This window comes from Streptomyces rugosispiralis (assembly GCF_024505145.1).
GTDB lineage: Bacteria > Actinomycetota > Actinomycetes > Streptomycetales > Streptomycetaceae > Streptomyces > Streptomyces rugosispiralis.
On record NZ_JANIAA010000032.1, the window covers coordinates 63,419 to 82,727 of the forward strand.

Sequence of the window (19,309 nt, forward strand, 5' to 3'; positions counted from 1 at the left end):
GCTTGGTGTGTTCGGCGTGTTCGGTGTGCTTGGTGTGTTCGGCGTGTTCGGCGTGTTCGGTGTGTTCGGTGTCCAAGCCGACTTCACCCTTCCCTGTGCTTCAGTACCTCGGCGAGGCTCGGCGCCTCCCGGTCCCGCTGGGACATCGATGTGACCGGCAGCGGCCAGGGAATGGCGAGCTCCGGGTCGTCGAAGGCGATCGTCACGTCCTCGGCCGGATCGTGCGGGCGGTCGATCCGGTACGAGGTGTCAGCGGTCTCGGTCAGCGCCTGGAAGCCGTGCGCGCACCCCGCCGGGATGTACAGGGTCGCCTGTGTCTCGCCGGACAGTTCGAAGAAGGCCCGGCCCAGATACGTCGGCGAGTCCGGCCGCAGGTCCACGACGACGTCGAAGACCTTCCCGTACGAGCACCGCACCAGCTTGGCCTCACCGGCGCCGGACCGCAGGTGCAGGCCGCGCAGCACGCCCCGGACCGAGCGGGACAGGCTGTCCTGGACGAAGGCGTCCGGGTCGAGGCCCACCGAGCGGACCACATCGGCGTCGAAGGTTCGGCAGAAGAAGCCGCGCTCGTCGGCGTACGGCGTCGGCTCGAACAGGTACGCGCCGGCGATCGCCGGGACTTCGGTCGCCTTCATGGAGTCTCCCGCATGGCGTGGGCGTGGTCGTGGTCGTTCGCCGGGAACAGGGTCGTGGTCAAGGCGGTGAACTGATGGGCGAGTTGCTCCGCGGCGGCCCGGTTCCGCTCGGTGAGGGTCCGCCGTAGCTGCGCCGCGTGCTTCTCCAGGTCCCGGAACTGCTCGAGCAGCCGGTCGGCGTCGACCTCGCGTGCCGGGTGGCGGTACGCGCCGAGGCCCATCCGCTCCATGAGCGCGTCGCTCTTCGCCGCATAGCAGAGGGCGAGCACGGGCGTTCCGGTCTTCAGCGCGCAGATCAGGTTGTGGTAGCGGACGGCCACCACGGTGTCGGCGGCCGCCATCTCGTTCATCAGGTCGGCCAGTGAGGCCGGTTCGGCCGCGGTGACCAGCGGTGAGTCGACCGCGTCGAGGATCGCGGCGACCACCGACGCATCGCACTGGTCGCCGGTGAGGAGCCGGACCGGTCTGCCCTCCTCGACGAGCGTGCGGACGAACCGGATCGTCCCGTCGAGGTAGCGCCGGTGGATCTCCTCGGCCCGGGCACGGTCGTCGTTGCCGCCGTGGAAGTCCATGACGCCCAGGCAGACGGTACCCGGCGAGCCGGTGGGCCCTTCCCCAAGCTCTCCGACAGGCTCCGAGCAGGGGATACCCCACTCCCGCGGCGTCGGCAGGGCGAACGCGAGATCCGGGTAGACCTCGTCGCGCGCGGTGTCCACACCCATCGCCCGCATCGCGTCGCGGGACTGGGCGTCCCGGTACGACCGGTACGCGGCCAGCCGCGCCGACCAGCGCACCAGGGCCCGGGTCGGCCGGTTGCCGATCTCGGCGGCGCCGACGCTGACCAGCGCGACCCGGGTGCGCAGCAGCCGGCCGCTCGCGCAGAGCAGGAACAGCGAGTACGGGAAGCCCCACGGCCGCAGCGGCAGCGTGGCCTCCAGGACGCCCATGCCCGGCACGATCACCACGTCGTGCCGGCGCACCCAGGCGGCGGTGCGGAAGACATCGACGAGTTTGCCCAGACCCTTCGCCGCGATCGCGCCCGCACGGGACGCGGTCCGGTACTCCGCGCGGTTCCAGTGCAGCCGCGTCGCGGGGATCCCGAACTTCGCCGTCACCGCCTCGGGTCCGCCGCACAGCGCGTCCACGACCGCGTCCGGATGCTCGGCGCGGAGGTATCCGAGCACGGCTTCCAGCGATCCGTCGTTGCCGAGGTTGCCGGAGCCGAGCAGGCCGAACACCCCCACCCGTGTCGCCGTCCTCATGCCTGCCTCCCCTCACGTCCGGCGACGAGGGCGTCGACGGAGACGGTCAGCTTGGCCGGGTCGACCGGGGCGCGGTCCTCGACCCGCTCACCGGCGCCCGGCCGGACCCGGCTGGTCATCCATGCGGCCAGGTGGCGATAGCACGCGCGCCGGTCGGCCGCGGACAGCGGGGCCCGCCGGATCGCCGAGGCGAAGCCCCAGACGTACTCGGCGAGCAGCCGGGGCGTCGGGTGCAGCGGGCCCGCCCGGCGCGGGTCCAGGTTGACGCAGCGGGAGCGCTTGCTGGGGTTCGCGCGCTCGGCGCGGGTGGGGTGGTCGCGGCGGAAGTACAGGAGTTCCGGCACCTGGTGGAAGCGTCCGTGCAAGGCGATCTCGGCGACGAACGTGCGGTCCGCGTGGTGGTAGCTGTCCATCGGCTTCACCCGGCGCAGCGCGGCGGCCCGGATCACCCCGTAGAAGTCGTCACCCCCGGGCTCGAACAGCATGCTGCGGAAGCGCTCCGGCGGATGCGGTGAGTCGGTGGCGAGCGTGTACTCGTACGGGACCTTCACCTGGCCGCCGCCGTCGATGACCGCCTGGTCGGCGTGGGCGAGGATCACGTCCGGCCGCTCGTCCAGCGCCCGGACGCAGGCCCGCAGCAGATCGCGGGCGTAGAGGTCGTCGTGCGAGGCCCACTTGAACAGCTCGCCGCGGCACTCGGCGAACAGCCGGTTGTGGTTCGGCGTGGCGCCGATGTTCCGGGGCAGCCGGAGGTACCGGACGCGCTTGTCCTGCGCGGCGTACTTGCGGCAGATGTCCTCGGTCCCGTCGGTCGAGGCGTTGTCGGAGATGACCAGCTCGAAGTCCTCATAGGTCTGGCCGAGCAGGGCGTCGAGCGACTCGGCCAGGTACTCCTCGCCGTTGTACACGGGCAGGCCGATGCTCAGCCTGGGTTGGGCGGTCATGGGGTCCTCACTTCGGGAATGGGGTGGTGGTGGCGCTCGCGCAGGGCGGACCGCAGGTGCAGCCACCACACGGCCGAGCCGCTGACGGTCGCGGCGGCGACGCACCAGGCCGAGCCGACCGTGCCGGCGACGGCCGCGCCGCCGAGCCCGCCGCCGACGTAAGCGGCGGAGGCGAACAGCTGGGAGCGCAGACTGCGCCGGGCGGCGCCGAGTGCGCGCAGCCCGGCCGCCGCGCCGGTGCCGAGGCCGGCGCCCGCGACGCCGAGGGTGACCGGCAGGATGAGCTGGGCGGCGGAGTGCCAGACACCGCCGAGCGCGAACTCGCCGAGCCGGTCCGGCATCAGCAGCAGCGCCCCGCCCCAGAGCAGCGCGCCGACGGCCTGCCCGCCACCCAGCAGGAGGCAGAACGCGCCGAGGCGGTGCGGGGTCCGCCGCAGCACCCGGGCCGCCTCCGGGACGGTGACCAGCGAAAGGCCCATCAGCACGGCGAGGAACGGGCCGAGCAGGAGTTCGGCGCCCCGCACCGCACCCACCGCGCCGACCCCGACGATCGCGCCGAGCCCGTACGCCCGCAGTTGGCTCGCGCCGCTGAGGCAGGTGTTCTCGACCAGGTACCGGTAGCCGAGATCGCGCTGCTCACGAAGCCATCCGCGCGCCCCGGTCACCCGGGGCCGGATGCCGGACTGGAGGTAGCCGTACCCCGCCGCCACCGTGGCGGACGCGCCCCAGGCGAGCACGAAAGCCGCCACGCTGCCCACCCGGGCCGCCACGACCATGGCCGGGACGAGCGCGACGCCCCACACGACGTCGTTGAGACACGCCTTCCGCCCGGCGCCGGCGGCGAAGAACGAGAACCGCCAGGCGTCCTGCAGAAGCAGCCCCGGCAGCATGACGCCGAGGCAGACGAACGCGGGCCCCACGCGGCCGCCGAGGGCCGGCCCGACCACCAGACACGCCGCGCCGATGGCCGCGCCCACGCCGAGTGCGGTACCCGACGACCGGGCCACCGCCCCGCGCCAGGACTCTTCCGACACGCCGCTGAAGCGCACCACGAGCGGATCGGTGGCCAGCCCGCGGGAGACGTTGAGCACCACGCCGTAGGTCACCCAGGCCAGGCTGAACACGCCGAACGCGGTCACCCCCAGCGAGCGGGCCACGTAGATGCCCACCGCGAAGTTGGACACGCTGGAGGCCGCCTGGTCGGCCAGTCCCCAGGACAGCCGGCCGACGAGGGCCCGCTTGGCGGATCGGGCCGGTGGCGCCGTTGTCTGCGAGTTCTCCCCCTCGGTGGGCATCGGCGTCATGCCTTGATCAGCCCGGCGCCGTGCAGGGCGCCGGCCGCGTCGGCGACGGTGTCGAACGGCAGCCCGGACCGCTCGGCGACGTCCAGCAGACTGTGCTCGCCGTCGGAGAGGTTGAGCACCCAGAGCATGGCCATCTGGGCCTGCTTGGTGTCACTGCGCCCGCCGAGCGCGTCGTACAACCCGCGGCGGCCCAACTGTGGTTCGCCGTAGGGGCTGAGGTTGACGTACTGGCGGTTGCGGTCGAGGACGGCGAACGCCTCGCGGCAGACGGCGAGCGTGTCCGCCATCGCCTCCGGGGAGACGAAATCCAGGTTGTCCGCCGAGGTGTGGTACTCGGGGTAGCCCGCGTACGGGGTCCGGGTGAGCGAGCCGACGCCGAGATCGAACCCGGGCGAGCAGTACTGCCGCTCGTCGTAGCCGTACGGGGTGAACTCGGTTACGTGGTGCGGGCGTTCGGAGGCGGTCAGCACATGCCGCATCACCCGGTCGATCTCCGCGTCGCCGCGCCTGCTCCGCTTGTACGTCAATGCGCCCGGGTCGCCGGCGCAGGCCAGCACCAGCCCGTGCTTGACCCTTCCCCAAGCTCTCGGCTCCGCTCGAGCAGGGGATACCCCATTCACCCGCTCCGCGTTGCGGGCCAGCCAGGTGATCGCCCCGATGGTGCCGGGCGCGAAGATGAACCGGTAGGTGTAGTACGGCGTCCGCTCCGCCAGCGCCCGCGCCAGGTACGTCGCCACGGCGATGCCGGCCAGGTTGTCGTTGGCCAGCGACGGGTGGCAGACGTGGCAGGAGACGATCACCTCGTCGGCGACCTGCCCGGGGACCACGTGCTCGGCGTAGGTGAGGTGGCCGTCCGCGAGTGTGGAGTCGACGCACACCTCGTACTCGCCGTCCGGCAGTGCGTCCAGGGTCTCCTGGGCCAGGCAGAACCCCCACTCCGGCTTGTAGTAACTGGTGCGGTACGGCACCCAGGACGGGTGGTCCGGCAGAGTGTGCAGATGCCCGCGGAGCTCGGCCAGCGGCATGGTCGCCGACACCGGCACGCTGTAGCCGAGCACGTGCAGGCTGGACGCCCGGAAGTCGACGACCCGGTTGCCCGCGGGGTCGGCGATGTAGGCGTCCCGGATGTTCCACTCCTTGGGCACCGTCCAGTCGAGCACCTGGGTCCCGGTCGGCACCTCGTGCACCTTCAGCGGGATGTACTCGCCGACGATGTCCAGGGTGGCGCGCACACCGTCGCCGGTGATGCTCCGGCAGAGCGGGTACAGCCGCTCCACCAGCGCGTACATCTCGTCGCCGTGCGCGGTCACCGGCGCCACCGCAGGGTGTCGTCGACGGTGCCGGCGTCGGACGCCGCGCGCAGCACGGCGAGGCGGGTGAACCGCTGCTCGAAGTCCTCCCGGGTCAGCCCGTATTTCCGGTAGGCGTCGGCGAGTTCGAGCGCGCCCTGCTTCACCGTCCACTCGCAGTCGAAGCCGGGTATCGCCGTGCGGAACCGGGAGAAGTCCACGCGGTACGACCGCGGATCGGCGCCGTTCTCCCCGGTGATGTTCACCTTGGCGCCGGACACCGCCTCGGCGACCTGCCCGGCGATCTCGGCGACCGTGACGTTGTTGGTCTCGCTGCCGATGTTGAACGCCCGGTCGTGCACCGCGTCCCGCGGCGCGGTCAGCGCGGCCATGAAGGCCCGTGCGATGTCGGCGGCGTGCACCAGCGGGCGCCAGGGGGTGCCGTCGGAGAGCACCAGCACCTCGCCGGACAACAGCGCGTGGCCCACCAGGTTGTTCAGCACGATGTCGGCGCGCAGCCGGGGCGAGTAGCCGAAGGCGGTGGCGTTGCGCATGAACACCGGGCTGAAGTCGCCGTCGGCCAGGTCGTGCAGGTCGTCCTCCACCCGCACCTTGGACTCCGCGTACGGCGTCACCGGGCGCAGCGGGGCGTCCTCGGCCACCAGGTCGTCGCCACCGGCGGCGCCGTAGACCGAGCAGGTGGACGCGTACAGGAAGCGCCGCACTCCGGCGTCGCGGGCGAGCCGGGCCAGCCGCACGGACGCGTGGTGGTTGATGTCGTGGGTGAGCTCCGGCGCCAGCGATCCCAGCGGGTCGTTGGAGAGCGCGGCCAGGTGGATCACGGCGTCGACCCCGGCCACGTGTTCGGCCGTGACGTCGCGCAGGTCCACCCTTCCCCAAGCTCTCGGCTCCGCTCGAGCAGGGGATACCCCAACCCCCGGCGGGTCCGCGGGCGCCGGGCCCAGCACGCAGTCGGCGAACAGGCCGGCGTCGAGGCCGACGACCTCGTGCCCGGCGGCGGCGAGGGCCGGGGCCATGACGGTTCCCAGATAGCCCTGGTGTCCGGTCAGCAGTACGCGCAAGGTTCAACCCCCCAGGTTGAGCGTGAGTTTGGTGACGGCGAACGCTTCGGCGTATCGCTCATGGCATTCGATGCCGCGGATCCGCGCGAGGCCGAGGAAGGCCTCCCGGTCGTACCAGGGCCGGTGCCGCTGCGAGGGGTAGTGCTCCTGCAGCAGCCGCACCTTCTGTTCGGCGATCTCCGGCGAGAGTGGCTGGTACGCCGCCGGACGGCCGAGGTCGCCGTCCCACTTGACGATCTCGTAGCCGAGCACGAGGTGGTCGCGGAAGGCGGTGGGGATCAGCTTCGCCAGGCCGCGGTGGTCCTGGTGCGCGTCATCGGTGCGCGGCGCCAGCACCAGATCCGGCTCGGTCCGCGCACGCAGTTCCTCGACCGCGGCCTTGGCCTCTTCCCAGTGCGCGGGCAAATGGCCGTCCGGCAGCTTGTGCACGGTCAGCCGCAGGTCGGCGCCGGGGCAGAAGGCGGCCAGCGCGGCCTGCTCCTCCTGCTCCCGGTCGCCGCCACCGCCGGAGAGCACCAAGGCGTCGACGCGCAGCCCCGGCCGTGCGTGGCACATCGCGAGCAGCGTGCCGCCCGCGCCGATGGCGATGTCGTCGCAGTGCGCGCCCACCGCGACGATCCGGTCGAGGCTTCCGGCCCCGAGCCGGATCACGCCCTCGCTCCGGCGCTGGCCCGCTCCCACACGGCCCACGGGCGGTCGCCCCGTGCGTAGGCGGCGTCCAGCGCGGCCCGCTCCTTCACGGTGTCGGTCGGCTTCCAGAAGCCGCGGTGCTGGTGCGCCACCAGCCGTCCGCGCTTGGCCAGTTGGGCGCATCCGTCGGCGACCAGGTCCCCGTTCTCCGGGATGTGGTCGAAGACCTCCTGGCGGAGCACGAAGTAGCCGCCGTTCTCCCACAGTGGCAGTTCGCTCACCGCGGTGATGCCCCCCACCAGGCCGTCCTCGCCCAGGTCCACGCAGTGGAACGAGGACTGCGGCGGCACCACCATCATCGAGGCACCGGCGTCGCGCCGGGCGAAGTTCTCGATCATCTCCGGCAGTGGGGCGTCGGTGAGCACGTCGGCGTAGTTGGCGAGGAACATCTCGTCGCCGTCGAGGTGGTGCCGCACCCGGCGCAGCCGCTCCCCGATCGGCGACTCGACGCCGGTCTGCGCGAACGTGATCGTCCAATCCGAGATGTCGGTGGACAGCAGCTCGGTCCGCCCGGCCCGCAGCACGAAGTCGTTGGACGTCGTCTCCTCGTAGTTGAGGAAGAAGTCCTTGATGTGGTGAGCCCCGTACCCGAGGCACAGGATGAACTCCCGGTGCCCGAAGTGCGCGTAGTAGCGCATGACGTGCCAGATCAGCGGCCTGGGGCCGACCATCGCCATCGGCTTGGGCACGTCGTCCGCGGCACCGCTGCGCATTCGCATCCCGTAACCGCCGCAGAACAGAACGACCTTCATCGCTTTACCTCGACAATGCTCAGTTCCGGGATGGGAAAGACCAGCCGGCCGCCCCAGTCGCCCACGAAGGACAGTTGCTCGACCAGCTCCGCCCGCAGGTTCCACGGGAGGACCAGGACGTAGTCCGGCCGGTCGGCGGCGATCTGCTCGGGTGCCAGGATCGGGACGCGGGTGCCCGGAGTGAACCTGCCGTGCTTGTAGGGGTTGCGGTCGACCGTGTACGGGAGCAGGTCGGGCCGGATGCCGCAGTGGTTGAGGAGGGTGTTGCCCTTGCCCGGGGCTCCGTAGCCGACGACCGTCTCGCCGCGCTCGGCCGCCTCGATGAGGAACCGCAGCAGATCCCGGCGCACCTTGGCCACCCGGGCGGAGAACTCGGTGTACCCGGACAGCTCCTGGAGCCCGGCGGCCTTCTCCCGGGCCAGCACGTCGGCCACACCCCGCGTCGGCTCACCGGCCACCTCGGCCGGGCGGGCCCACAGCCGGATGGAGCCGCCGTGGGTGGGCAGCAGCTCGACGTCCACGAGCGTCAGCCCGCCGCTCGCCAGCGCCCGGATCGCCGACGCGACCGTGTAGTACTGGAAGTGCTCGTGGTAGATCGTGTCGTACTGGTTCTCCTCGATCAGGGTCAGCAGGTGCTGCACCTCGATGGAGACCCAGCCGTCGTCGGCGACCAGGGCGCGCAGCCCCCGGGTGAACCCGACCACGTCCGGGATGTGCGCGTACACGTTGTTGGCCACGACCAGGTCCGCCGGGCCTTGCTCGGATCGGACGGCCGCGCCGGTGGCCGGGTCGAGGAACTCCGTGAGCGTGGGCACTCCCGCGTCCCGCGCCGCCGCGCCGACGTTCACCGACGGCTCGATGCCGAGGCAGCGGATCCCCCGGTCCACCACATGCCTCAGCAGGTATCCGTCGTTGCTCGCGACCTCGACCACGAAGGCGTCGGTGCCGAGACCCAGCCGCGCCACGGCGTCGGCGACGAACGTGCGCGCGTGCTCCGCCCAGGAGGTCGAGTAGGAGGAGAAGTACGCGTACTCCTTGAACGTCTCCTCCGGCGTGATCAGCGGCGGGAGCTGCGCGAGCCAGCAGTCGGTGCAGACCCGCAGGTGCAGCGGGTACGCGGGCTCCGGCTGGTCCAGTTGGTCCGCGGCGAGAAAGCTCTCACATGGCGGCGTCGCCCCGAGGTCGACGACGCTCGCCATCGCTTCCGAGCCGCAGAGTCGGCATCGTGTCATCTACTGTTCCCATCCCCCCTGCTCGCGCGGGAGTCCCCGCCGCGAGTCAGTGCCGACCGCACCGCGATCGCGGTGCGGTACTCCTCAACCAGGCGCTCCAGCCCGACGGCCGGGCTGAAACCCTGTTCGTAACGGACCCGGGCGGCCCGGCCCAGCTCCCGGCCCAGGGCCGGGTCGGCCGCGATCCGGCGTATGCGGGACGCGAGCGAGGCGGGCTCGCCCGGCCGGTGCAGCAGCCCGGTCACGCCGTCCTCGACGAGTTCGACGAAGGCGCCGTGACCGGCGGCGACGACCGGCACCCCGGCCGCCATCGCCTCCACGACCACCAGGCCGAACGCCTCCAGCCACGTCGAGGGGGCCACCACGGCGACCGATCGCGCGATGACCTGGGCGCACTCCGCCGGGTCCAGCAGGCCGACGTAGGCCACGTCGTCCCGGCCCGCCGCCCAGCCGGTCACCTCATCCTCCAGTGGCCCGGCGCCGGCGATCACGAGCGGTACGCCCACACCGCCGCTCGCCGCGATCTCGTCCCACGCGGCCATGAGCAGCCGTACGCCCTTGGCCTCCGCGAGCCGGCCGAGATAGAGCAGATGCTCTCCCCCGCCCACTCGGCGGACGCCCGGGTCGGGCACGAAATTGTGCTTCACCGCCAGCCGTTCGGCCGGCATGCCGGCCCGCACCAGGACGTCGCGCTGCGCCGCGGAGATGCAGAAGAACCGCTCCACGCCGGACCACCATCGGCGCCGGTTGACCGACAGGCTGACCGCGAGCGGCACCGTCGCGAGGCGGGAACTCCGGTAGCAGCCGTGCCGGACGGCGGGCAGTGGTGCGGAGCCGACGCACTCGGCGCACGGCCGGCCGTCCCGCTGCAGCGTGCCGGGAGGGCAGACCTGGGTGTAGTTGTGCAGCGTGGCGACGGCGGGCACGTCGGCGTCGGCACAGGCGGCGAGCACCGCGGGCGACAGAAGCGGGAAGACGTTGTGGATGTGGACCACGTCCGGCCGCTCGGTGCGCAGCCGGGCGGCCAGCTCCGCTCGGACCGCCGGGTTCCACGGCACGAGGAGCGGTACTGCGGCCTTGCCGAGGAGGGACCGGGCGGCGATGTCGTCGCTGCGCCGCTCGAACACCCCCACCTGATGGCCTGCCGCGCGCAGCAGCTCCACCTCCTGGTCGACGACCTTGTTCTCCCCGCTCGGCTGCGCCGAGGCGTAGCGGTTGTGCACTACCAGCACACGCATGCCGTGCATGCTCAAGGAACCTCCGATCTCCGGGCCCAGCGCGGAACGTGTCGTCGAGGGAGTTCGGGCGTCGCGAGCGGAGCGGCCGCGGCGGGTGCCGCCAACAGCGCGGCGGCCAGGGCCAGATGCAGCAGATACGGCGAGGCGTCGCCGAGACCGGCCTCGGTGTACGACGCGATCGCGCAGTAGCTGATCAGGAAGATCGCGCAGGCCCGCTGCAACGACGGTGGCCGCAGCAGCGCGACACCGGCCAGCACGATGATGATCGCCGCGACAAGGGTGACGCCGAGCAGACCCTGCTCGTTGTAAACGGCCAGCCAACTGTTGTCGATCGGCAGCCCGCCGAACGACTTGTCGCCCAGGCCCATGCCGAACCACTTCTCCCCGGCCGTCCGGGGAGCGGCCAGCAGGGCGTCCCAGACCTTGGCCCGGCCGGTGAGGCTGGAGAAGTTCTCCTTGCTCTGTCCGCGCAGGAACCACGCCTGGAGGACGGAGGCGAATCCCACCGCGGCCACCGTGGCGCACAGCACCGCCCAGCTGAAGAAGCGGCGGGCCGCGGCGCTGGTGAGAAGGAGCGAGCCGATCGCCAGCGCCAGGCCGAGGAACAGGCCGAGCGTCGCCGTCCGGGTATGGGTCAGCGCGAGCAGGACGAGTGACGGCACGATGACCACCACCGCACCGGCCCGGTCGATCCGGCGGCCCAGTACGAGCAGCACGGTCAGCCCGGTGATCACCGCGGCGTACTGTCCGATCTGCGGCGGGGTGAGCGGCCACAACGCGCCGACCAGCCGCCCGCCGTAGAGGTCGGGCAGGGCCGCGCCCGGTGAGACGACCAGGCCGGCGGCCACCGACCCGAGCACCGCGAAGTACATCCGGATGTGGTGCCGCACGAACGTCAGGCTGCCGTCCCACCAGCGGCTGAGCAGCCACAGCGTGCCGACGAAGAGAGCCAGCCGGGTGCAGCGGAACAGCGCGCCGAACCCGGATTCCAGGTGGGCGCTGGAGATCACGCTCGTCACCAGCAGCAGGGTGAGCAGGAATACATACGCACTGGCCCGGATGCGCAGCCGGAGATTGACCGCGAGCGCCAGCGCGAACGCGGCGACCAGCGCGCCCATGGTGACCATCTGGATGAGGGAGCGGGGCAGCGGGACGATGGTCTTCGCCCCGGCGGAACCGAGGGTGTTGAGGACCAGCAGCCCCCAGACCGTCCCGACGATCTTCGGGGTGTGACCCCCGTCCATCTCAACCACCGTCCCGTGCGCGCAAGGTGCTGCCCGCGTCCTGCTGGTACGGCGCGATCTGCCACTGCCCGAAGTCGAGCACCCGGCTCGGGTCGTGGGCGACGAACTGCCATGGCCCGAGGTAGACGTTGTGGTGCCAGCGGTTGTGCTGCTTGTGGGTGATCGCCTCGGCCACCCCTTCGCCCTGGTACGGCGACCAGTCCGGATAGGTGCCGTAGTTGGCCAGCACCGCCATTCGGTCGCATTTCACCGTGCACTTGACGACGGACTTGTCCAGCACGAAGCGGTTGTCGTGGATGTCCACCCGCTGGGTCTTCCACCGGCAGTCGGCGTAGAGCGGTTGTTTGGCGATCGCCGGTTTCGCGCACCGGTCGGGGTCCCGGACCAGCAGGGTGCAGGCACCTGACGAGGTGTTGGCCGGGCTGTTGCAGAACCGGTCGGCGTTCTCCCACAGGGTGATCCCGGACCAGTTGTTCTCCAGTACGTTGCGGTAGATCTCGATCTTGTTGGTGCGGGCCTTGATCCGGGGTTCGCCGCCCGACTCGGACAGGTAGACGGTCGCGAACGGGAAGGTGTCGCCGCGGTCGGCTTCCCGGCGGCCCTCGACCCAGTTGTTCCGTCGGATCGTGTTGTTCCGGATGACCGCGTTGTAGCTGGTCTCGTAGATCAGCGCGGCACCGTCGTTGGCATCGAGCACGTTGTCCTCGATGCGGAAGTCGTTGTTGTCGGTGTCCGCCCACAACCCGGTCCCGCGGTTGTCGTGCACCCAGTTGCCGCGTACGTCGGCGCCGTCGACGGCCCAGAACTTGATGCCTCCGGTGCAGCCGCAGCCCTCCCGCCGCCGCTCCCAGTCGCCGGTGTTGTTGCCCGCGATCTCGTTGCCCTCGACCACCAGGCCGCTGATACGGCCCTTGGCCTTGTACGCGTTCATGCCGTACTGGCCGTTGTCGCGCAGGCAACTGGCGCGGACCCGCTGGCGGGCACCGGCCATCAGCCCGGCGCCGGAGTTGTCCTGGATCGTCGCGTGCTCGATCAACCACCCGTCGGCCGAGTCATGGTTGACCACGCCCTCGTCGGGCGGCGCCACGAAACGCTGCACGGTCAGGTGGCGGATGGTGACGTCGCGGGCGGTGCCGCCGAACGCGTACTGGTTCTTCTTCCGGCCGTCGAGCACCGCGCCCGGCGCGCCGAGGTAGCGGTTCCCCTTCTTGGGGATGACCTGGGCATAGCGGTCCGGGTCGAGCCTGTGTTTGCCCGGCCGAAGCCAGAACGTGGTGTTCGGGGGGTTGCTCTTGGTCTTCGCCGCCAGGTCACCGACCACCGCGGGGTCGACCGTCACCGCCCCCTCCGGCGCCTTCGCCGGCCCGGCCGTGGGCTTGGCACACACCCGGGCCACGGGCCGGGCCTCGGACGTGGACGGCGCGGCGGTCGGCTTCGCCGCCGGGGCGCCCGGCGTGCTCACACAGCCGGTCACCGCCGGCAGGACGAGCGCCGACACCGCCACCGGTAACGCCCAGTTCCGCCACTTGATCACCACGCGTCCCCCCTAGCCGCGGAACCTGAGTACGGTGGTGAACCCCTGCGCGCCGTCGGCGAAGCCGGTGCCGACCAGTGTGGTGCTGGGTTCCTTGCGTCCGAAGCCGGCCGAGTACCAGCCCAGCGGCGGTCCGGTCGCGCCGCGATGTGCCCGCCAGGCCAGCTCGCCGGGCAGGTCGAGCACCGCGGAGCGGTCCTCGCCGTCCCGGGTCCAGGTGAGCACCGCCCGGTTGTCCACCAGGTCCGCGGCGATCTCCGGGCCGAGGTGGAACGCCAGACGCGCCTCCCGGCGCGGGCCGCGCACCTCGTCGACCACCCTCAGCTCCTGACTCACGGCCGTCAGTTCCACCCGGCGGCGGTGCACGGAGCCCTGGTAGCCGTCGTGCTCGGCACACCAGCGGGCCACGCCCTCGCCCGAGGTGTCCGCGGTCAGGACACGGCTCCGGGCGTGCCGGGTCCACAGGAACGGGCCGCCGGAGACGGACTGGTCACCGCCGTCCAATTGCAGGGTGTTGTGGCCGAGGGTCGACCGGAAGTACTGCCGCCACTCGGGCTGCCCGTGGTAGCAGTACGTCCCCGGGTCGGCGAGCACGTCGACCCCGTCGTGCCGGACCTCCACGGACAGCGCGTCCGCGTGAGCGTGCGCGGCGATGGACAGGAAGCCATGCGGACCGCCGTCGCAGCGGCACCAGATCTCCCCCGGGCCGCGCAGGATCGTAAGCCCCGCGTCGGCGAAATGGGCCGGTCGGCTCGATGGGCGGGTCACCGGCAGTTCGGTGGGTTTGACGAGCGCGGCCAGCAGTGGGGTGCGCACATCGGTGCCGGTCACCTCCGGCCACCAGGCGAGCCGGCCGAACACGGCGTCCCCGGTGGCCAGCAGCGAGCCCCAGCGGTCGGTGCCCGCGCCGTCCACGACCAGACCGTGCCCGTCGTCGGCGTCCCCCTGGCGCGGCGGCCGCAGCCGGCTGTCCACGATGGCCGCGAGCGCGTCGGTCATCCGCAGCAGCACCAGCCGGATCGACGCGGGGACCGGCACACCGGCGGCATCCGCCTCGGCCACCGCGGCCAGGCCCAGCTCCAGCACCAGTCCGTGATACTCGGTGGCCAGCTCGCGGTTGAGGCCGGAGCCGAAGGTGTTGTTCCGCAGCTGCCGCTCCAGTGACCGCAGCGCGTCGGCCCGCCAGCGCGCCGAGCCGGGGAACCACCCGAACGCGCAGGCCGCGGCGGACTGCCCGGCGGCCTCGGCGATGACGTGGTTGTTCGCCGAGGACCCCCGGCTCGGGAAGGCGGCCAGCCAGCGCTGGTGGTGCCAGATCTGGTTCAGCGCCACCGGGTTGCCCTCGAACAGCCCGGCCGCGCCCGGCCAGCCGTCGAGGAGCCGGCGGATCCACACCCAGGACAGCAGCCGGATCCCCAGCTCGATGCCGCTGGTCCAGTGCACTCCGCGCAGCGGCGCGTTGGCCGTCCACCACGACCGCAGGTGCTCGGCCACCCGCTCGGCGTACCGCTCGTCCCCGGTGATCGCGTAGGCGGCGGCGAGCACGGTGAGGTACTGATGCCGGGACGGCTCCCAGATCTGCTTGATGTCCCCGACCGCGTCCTCGTCGCGGTACGGCACGTCGAAGGCGTAGCCCCACGGGGCCCGGCGCCCGGTCTTCGGGTCGTGGCACCAGTCCGGGTCGGCCAGGTCGTCGCGTTCCACCCCGAAGTACTCGGCGTGCCCGGCCATCAGCCGGTCCGCCTCGGCGATGAGGCGTTTCGCGGCGTCCGGTGGCAGCGCGGCGATCGTCCCCGCGGGCAGTACGGCGGTGAACCGGGCGCCGGTCACGCTCGGGCAGTCCGGCGGCGCCGACCGCCACCGCCGCCTGCGCACCGCGTCGGCCACCCGGCCGCCGACCTCCCGCGGTCCCATCCGGGACAGCCGCCGCAGGTACCAGCCCGCGCTCATGCTCATCGAGCGCGCTCCAACGTCACCGGCGCACCGCCGGCCAGGCCGGTCCGCACGGCGAGGGTGGCCGTCGTGGTGGCGACCAGCGACTCCAGCGGCACCGGCATCGGCCCGCCGGTCCGCACGGCCTTGATGAACGCGGCCAGCTCGGCGGACTGGCCCTTGTCCCGGGCCTTGGGCAGCCGCGAACTGACCCACCGGTCGCGGCGGCCGTTGTACACGGTGGCACGGACGAAGTCGTCGAGCCGCAGCACCTTGCCGTCCGCGATCAGGTCCAGCGTCTCCTTGGGGAAGCCCGGCGAGCCGGTGGTGACGTAGGCGATGGTGGCGGTGGACCCGTCCGGGTAGCGCAGCACGATCTGCAGGTCCTCGTTGCCGGACGTGGCGACCGCGTACACCGAGACCGGGTCGGCCCCGAGCAGCCAGCTCGCCGTGTCGATGAAGTGTCCGCCCTCGCCGGCGAACCGCGAGCCCTCGGTGCCCTGCTGGAGGTACCAGCTACCGTGCTCGAGGCGGCCCGCGTTGACCAGGTAGCGGAGGCTCGCCGGGCCGGTCCGGGCGCCGAACCGCTTCCTGGCCTCCTGCAGCAGCGGCGCGAACCGGCGGTTGAAGCCCACCTGCAGCCGGTCGTTGCCGGACTCCTCCACCGCGGTGAGCACACCGGCCAGCTCGTCCTCGGTGAGCGCCAGCGGCTTCTCCACGAACACCGCCTTGCCGGCCCGCAGCGCCCTCATGGTCAGTTGGGCGTGCGAGCTGTGGCGGGTGACCACGAACACCGCGTCGATGGACGGGTCGCCGAGCACGGCGTCGAGATCGGTGGTCGCCTCGGCGAAGCCGAACTTCCGCTTCGCGTTGGCCGCGGACAGCGCGGTGGTGGTGACGACCGTGGCCAACTCGACGCCCTCGCGCCGTTCCAGGTGCGGCAGCAGCATCGACGTCGCGTAGTTTCCCGCGCCGACGAACGCCAGCCGCACCGACGCGTTGGCGTACCGGGCCGGGGCGGACGCTCCGCCACCGCGCCGCACCGCGGGCACGGCCACCGCCGGGGCCGCCGTCTCCCCGGCTTGGCCGGGGTGGCCGGGATACCGGAACAGCACGGCCACGGCCTTCAGGTCGCCGTCCTTCAGACGTTGGTACGTCTCGACGGCGTCGTCGAAGTCGGCTATGTGGGAGACCAGGGGCTCCACGTCGACGCTGCCGCGGGCGAGGAGATCGAGGAAACACGCCAGGTTGCGGCGCTCGGTCCAGCGCACATAGCCGATCGGGTAGTCGCGCCCCTCGAGCTCGTACTCCGGGTCGTAGCGCCCGGGGCCGTAGCTGCGGGAGAACCGGACGTCGAGCTCCTTCTCGTAGTACGCGTTCCACGGCAGGTCCAGGCGGCACTTGCCGATGTCGACGACCCGGCCGCGGTCCCGGCAGAGCCGGGCGGCCAGCTCGACGGGCTGGTTGCTGCCGCCACCGGCGGCCAGATACACCTGGTCCACGCCGTGGCCGCCGGTGAGTTCGGCGACGGCGGTTTCCACGGCCGCGGAGGCGGGATCGCCGCAGGTCGCCGCGGACAGGCGCTCGGCGAGCTCGCAGCGCACCGGGTCGGGGTCGGCCCCGATGACGCGGACTCCCGAGGCGGCGAGGAGCTGCACCACCAGTTGCCCGATCAGCCCGAGGCCGATGACCAGCGCCACTTCGCCGAGGTGTGACTCGCCCTGGCGGACGCCCTGCAACGCGATCGACCCGACGGTGCCGAAGGCCGCGTGCCGCGGCGCGAGGCCGTCCGGCACCCGGGCGTAGAGGTTCTTCGGCACCCAGTTCAGCTCGGCGTGCAGCGCGTGCTCATTGCCGGCGCAGGCCACCAGGTCGCCGACCTTCACATCGTCGATCCCGGCGCCGACCTGCTCGACCACCCCGCACAGCGAGTAGCCGAGCGGCGTGTAGGAGTCCAGCTTGCCCATCACCTTGCGGTAGGTGGCGGGCAACCCGTTGGTGGCCACGCTCTGCACGACCTTGGCCACCTGGTCGGGCCGGGAGCGGGCCTTGCCCAGCATCGACATGCCGGCCTCGGACACCTTCATCAGCTCGGTGCCGGTGGATATCAGCGAGTACGCGGTCCGCACCAGCACCCCGCCCGGCTTGCACCCCGGCACCGGCACGTCGAGCAGCGCCAGCTCGCCGCTCTTGTAGTTCTGCACAACCTGTTTCACCCGAAGTCCTCTTGTCTCTACGCCGTCAGGGGAGAGTCCTGGGCGGCCCCGGAGGTCGCGCCGCGGTACCAGTACTCGAGGGTCAGCACATGCCACAGATGTTTGGAGAAGTCCCGCTGCCCGGCGGCGTCCTCGGCGACCATCCGCGCCAGCGCGTCGCGGCGCAGGAACCCGGAGCGGACGAGCACGCCGTCGTGCACCACGTCGCGCACCAGCGGTGCCAGGTCCCGGCTCATCCAGGCGCGCAGCGGGGCGCTGAACAGGCCCTTGGGCCGGTACACGATCTCGCGGGGCAGGATCGAGGTGGCCGCCTCCTTGAGGACGGCCTTCCCCTGCCGTCCGACGATCTTGCGGTCACCGGGCACGGCGAACGCCGCCTTGACCACCTCGACGTCCACGTACGGCACCCGCACCTCGGTCGACGCGGCCATGCTCGACCGGTCCGTGTAGGTGAGGTTCAGGCCCGGCAGGAACATCCGGGCGTCGCCCAGGCACATGCGGTTGACGAAGTCGTCGAGGTCGTTGTCCTGGTAGACATCCGCATGCTCGGTCAGCACGTCCTCGACCGTGCCGACCAGGTCCGGGTCGATCAACGCGAGCAGCTCGTCCTGGTCGTACATGGTGTAGCTGCGCCGGAACGCGGTCTCCTCCGGCAGATCGGCGAAGGAGAGGAACCGCTTCGCGAAGCGCACCGACCGGTACCCCCGGCGGGCCGTGGCCACCGGCAGCCGGTCCACGGCCCTGGACACCCCGCGCCGCAGGGGCCGCGGAACGCGCTGGTAGCGCAGCGCGATCAGGTTGGCCAGGTGCTTGCGGTAACCGGCGAACAGCTCGTCGGCACCCATCCCCGAGAGCATCACCTTGACCCCGGCCTCCCGGGCGGCCGAGCAGATCAGGAACGTGTTGATCGCGGCGGGGTCGCCGATCGGCTCGTCCAGGTGGTACGTCATCCGCGGCAGCAGGTCGAGCACGTTCGGAGCGATCTCGATCTCATGCAGGTCGACGCCGAACCGCTCGGCCACCCGCCGGGCGTAGCGCAGGTCGTCCGGCATCGCCTCGAACCTGGCGTCCTCGGCGCGGAACCCGATCGTGTAAGCGGAGATCCCGGGCTGGTGGCGGGCCGCCAGCGCGGTCAGGTAGCTGGAGTCGAGACCGCCGGAGAGGAAGGTCGCCACGGGCACGTCGGAGAGCAGATGGCGCCGGGTCGACTCCTCGACGATGGCGGCGAGGTCCGGCTGCTCGCCGCTCCGGGCCCGCTCCCGGCCCTCGGCGGCGACGTCCTTCAGGTTCCAGAACCGGCCGCGCTCCACCCGGCCGTCGGGCCGGCACCTCAGCCAGCTCCCCGGCGGCAGCTTCTCCGCCTCGCGGAACGCGCAGCGCGAGTCCGGCACCCAGTAGTACAGCAGCGAGGCCACCAGCGCCGCATGGTCCACCTCCAGCGACCCGCCGGTCACGGCGGCGAGCGCCTTGAGCTCGGAGGCGAACACCAGGCCCTCGCCGCGCCGGAGCAGGAACAGCGGCTTGATGCCCAACTGGTCCCGGGCGAGGACCAGTTCGCCGGTGCGCTCGTCGAAGATGCCGAACGCGAACATGCCGCGCAGCCGGGGCAGGCAGTCGGTGCCCCAGCGCCGCCAGGCCTCCAGGAGCACCTCGGTGTCGGAGGTGCCGCGGAAGCGCACCCCGGCGGCCGCCAGTTCGGCACGCAGTTCGGGCGCGTTGTACAGCTCACCGTTGTACGTCAGCACGAGGCCGCCCGAGACCATCGGCTGGGCGCCGGTCCCGGACAGGTCGATGATGGCCAGCCGGCGGTGCCCGAGGTGCACTTCGCCGTCACCGGCGGGGTGGCTGTACCGGCCCGTGCCGTCCGGGCCGCGGTGGGCGAGGGTATGGGTGAGCCGGTCGGTCACGACCTTCCCGTCCGGCCATCGGTACGTACCTGCGATGCCACACATCTC

15 protein-coding genes are annotated in these 19,309 nt (G+C 72.0%); all 15 read right to left on the reverse strand.

Annotated features, from left to right (window positions below; all coding sequences use genetic code 11):
- Positions 1-83: 83 nt before the first annotated feature.
- The 15 genes from NP777_RS34080 to asnB are packed head-to-tail and all read right to left on the reverse strand — an operon-like array spanning position 84 to position 19,306.
- Positions 84-635 (reverse strand): dTDP-4-dehydrorhamnose 3,5-epimerase family protein, encoded by a 552-nt coding sequence (locus tag NP777_RS34080; protein WP_256654041.1) that lies wholly within the window; start codon positions 633-635, stop codon positions 84-86.
- Complete coding sequence (locus tag NP777_RS34085) at positions 632-1,897, reverse strand: polysaccharide pyruvyl transferase family protein (RefSeq protein ID WP_256654042.1); 1,266 nt, start codon at positions 1,895-1,897, stop codon at positions 632-634. The genes NP777_RS34080 and NP777_RS34085 overlap by 4 nt, the downstream gene beginning before the upstream one ends.
- The gene (locus NP777_RS34090; protein ID WP_256654043.1) at positions 1,894-2,841 is read right to left on the reverse strand and encodes a glycosyltransferase family 2 protein; all 948 of its coding nucleotides are present in this window, start codon (positions 2,839-2,841) and stop codon (positions 1,894-1,896) included. Before NP777_RS34090 ends, NP777_RS34085 begins: the two co-directional genes overlap by 4 nt.
- Positions 2,838-4,145, reverse strand: coding sequence for a hypothetical protein (locus tag NP777_RS34095; RefSeq protein ID WP_256654044.1), 1,308 nt, complete (start codon positions 4,143-4,145; stop codon positions 2,838-2,840). Before NP777_RS34095 ends, NP777_RS34090 begins: the two co-directional genes overlap by 4 nt.
- Positions 4,142-5,464, reverse strand: a complete 1,323-nt coding sequence (locus NP777_RS34100) for a DUF4910 domain-containing protein (protein WP_256654045.1) — start codon at positions 5,462-5,464, stop codon at positions 4,142-4,144. The genes NP777_RS34095 and NP777_RS34100 overlap by 4 nt, the downstream gene beginning before the upstream one ends.
- On the reverse strand, positions 5,452-6,516 hold the full coding sequence (locus NP777_RS34105) for an NAD-dependent epimerase/dehydratase family protein (RefSeq protein ID WP_256654046.1): 1,065 nt from the start codon (positions 6,514-6,516) through the stop codon (positions 5,452-5,454). Before NP777_RS34105 ends, NP777_RS34100 begins: the two co-directional genes overlap by 13 nt.
- A 3-nt stretch (positions 6,517-6,519) precedes the next feature.
- Positions 6,520-7,167, reverse strand: a complete 648-nt coding sequence (locus NP777_RS34110) for a PIG-L deacetylase family protein (RefSeq protein WP_256654047.1) — start codon at positions 7,165-7,167, stop codon at positions 6,520-6,522.
- Positions 7,164-7,958, reverse strand: coding sequence for a glucose-1-phosphate cytidylyltransferase (locus NP777_RS34115; protein ID WP_256654048.1), 795 nt, complete (start codon positions 7,956-7,958; stop codon positions 7,164-7,166). Before NP777_RS34115 ends, NP777_RS34110 begins: the two co-directional genes overlap by 4 nt.
- Positions 7,955-9,190 (reverse strand): class I SAM-dependent methyltransferase, encoded by a 1,236-nt coding sequence (locus NP777_RS34120; RefSeq protein WP_256654049.1) that lies wholly within the window; start codon positions 9,188-9,190, stop codon positions 7,955-7,957. Before NP777_RS34120 ends, NP777_RS34115 begins: the two co-directional genes overlap by 4 nt.
- Positions 9,187-10,428, reverse strand: a complete 1,242-nt coding sequence (locus NP777_RS34125; protein ID WP_256654050.1) for a glycosyltransferase — start codon at positions 10,426-10,428, stop codon at positions 9,187-9,189. The genes NP777_RS34120 and NP777_RS34125 overlap by 4 nt, the downstream gene beginning before the upstream one ends.
- An 11-nt stretch (positions 10,429-10,439) precedes the next feature.
- A complete protein-coding gene (locus NP777_RS34130; protein WP_256654051.1) occupies positions 10,440-11,672 on the reverse strand; it encodes an O-antigen ligase domain-containing protein in 1,233 nt (410 codons plus the stop codon).
- A gap of 1 nt (position 11,673) precedes the next feature.
- Positions 11,674-13,209, reverse strand: coding sequence for a right-handed parallel beta-helix repeat-containing protein (locus NP777_RS34135; RefSeq protein ID WP_256654052.1), 1,536 nt, complete (start codon positions 13,207-13,209; stop codon positions 11,674-11,676).
- Positions 13,210-13,218: 9 nt separating this feature from the next.
- On the reverse strand, positions 13,219-15,162 hold the full coding sequence (locus tag NP777_RS34140; RefSeq protein WP_256654053.1) for an alginate lyase family protein: 1,944 nt from the start codon (positions 15,160-15,162) through the stop codon (positions 13,219-13,221).
- A complete protein-coding gene (locus NP777_RS34145) occupies positions 15,159-17,354 on the reverse strand; it encodes a bi-domain-containing oxidoreductase (RefSeq protein WP_256654054.1) in 2,196 nt (731 codons plus the stop codon). The genes NP777_RS34140 and NP777_RS34145 overlap by 4 nt, the downstream gene beginning before the upstream one ends.
- A gap of 17 nt (positions 17,355-17,371) precedes the next feature.
- A complete protein-coding gene (gene asnB, locus NP777_RS34150; RefSeq protein WP_256654055.1) occupies positions 17,372-19,306 on the reverse strand; it encodes an asparagine synthase (glutamine-hydrolyzing) in 1,935 nt (644 codons plus the stop codon).
- Positions 19,307-19,309 lie beyond the last annotated feature (3 nt).

Coding starts and splice junctions, on each gene's coding strand:
- NP777_RS34090 (WP_256654043.1), bottom strand. CDS start 2,841: ATGACCGCCCAACCCAGGCTGAGCATCGGCCTGCCCGTGTACAACGGC.
- NP777_RS34140 (WP_256654053.1), bottom strand. CDS start 15,162: ATGAGCATGAGCGCGGGCTGGTACCTGCGGCGGCTGTCCCGGATGGGA.
- NP777_RS34095 (WP_256654044.1), bottom strand. CDS start 4,145: ATGACGCCGATGCCCACCGAGGGGGAGAACTCGCAGACAACGGCGCCA.
- NP777_RS34080 (WP_256654041.1), bottom strand. CDS start 635: ATGAAGGCGACCGAAGTCCCGGCGATCGCCGGCGCGTACCTGTTCGAG.
- asnB (WP_256654055.1), bottom strand. CDS start 19,306: ATGTGTGGCATCGCAGGTACGTACCGATGGCCGGACGGGAAGGTCGTG.
- NP777_RS34130 (WP_256654051.1), bottom strand. CDS start 11,672: ATGGACGGGGGTCACACCCCGAAGATCGTCGGGACGGTCTGGGGGCTG.
- NP777_RS34120 (WP_256654049.1), bottom strand. CDS start 9,190: ATGACACGATGCCGACTCTGCGGCTCGGAAGCGATGGCGAGCGTCGTC.
- NP777_RS34085 (WP_256654042.1), bottom strand. CDS start 1,897: ATGAGGACGGCGACACGGGTGGGGGTGTTCGGCCTGCTCGGCTCCGGC.
- NP777_RS34115 (WP_256654048.1), bottom strand. CDS start 7,958: ATGAAGGTCGTTCTGTTCTGCGGCGGTTACGGGATGCGAATGCGCAGC.
- NP777_RS34125 (WP_256654050.1), bottom strand. CDS start 10,428: ATGCGTGTGCTGGTAGTGCACAACCGCTACGCCTCGGCGCAGCCGAGC.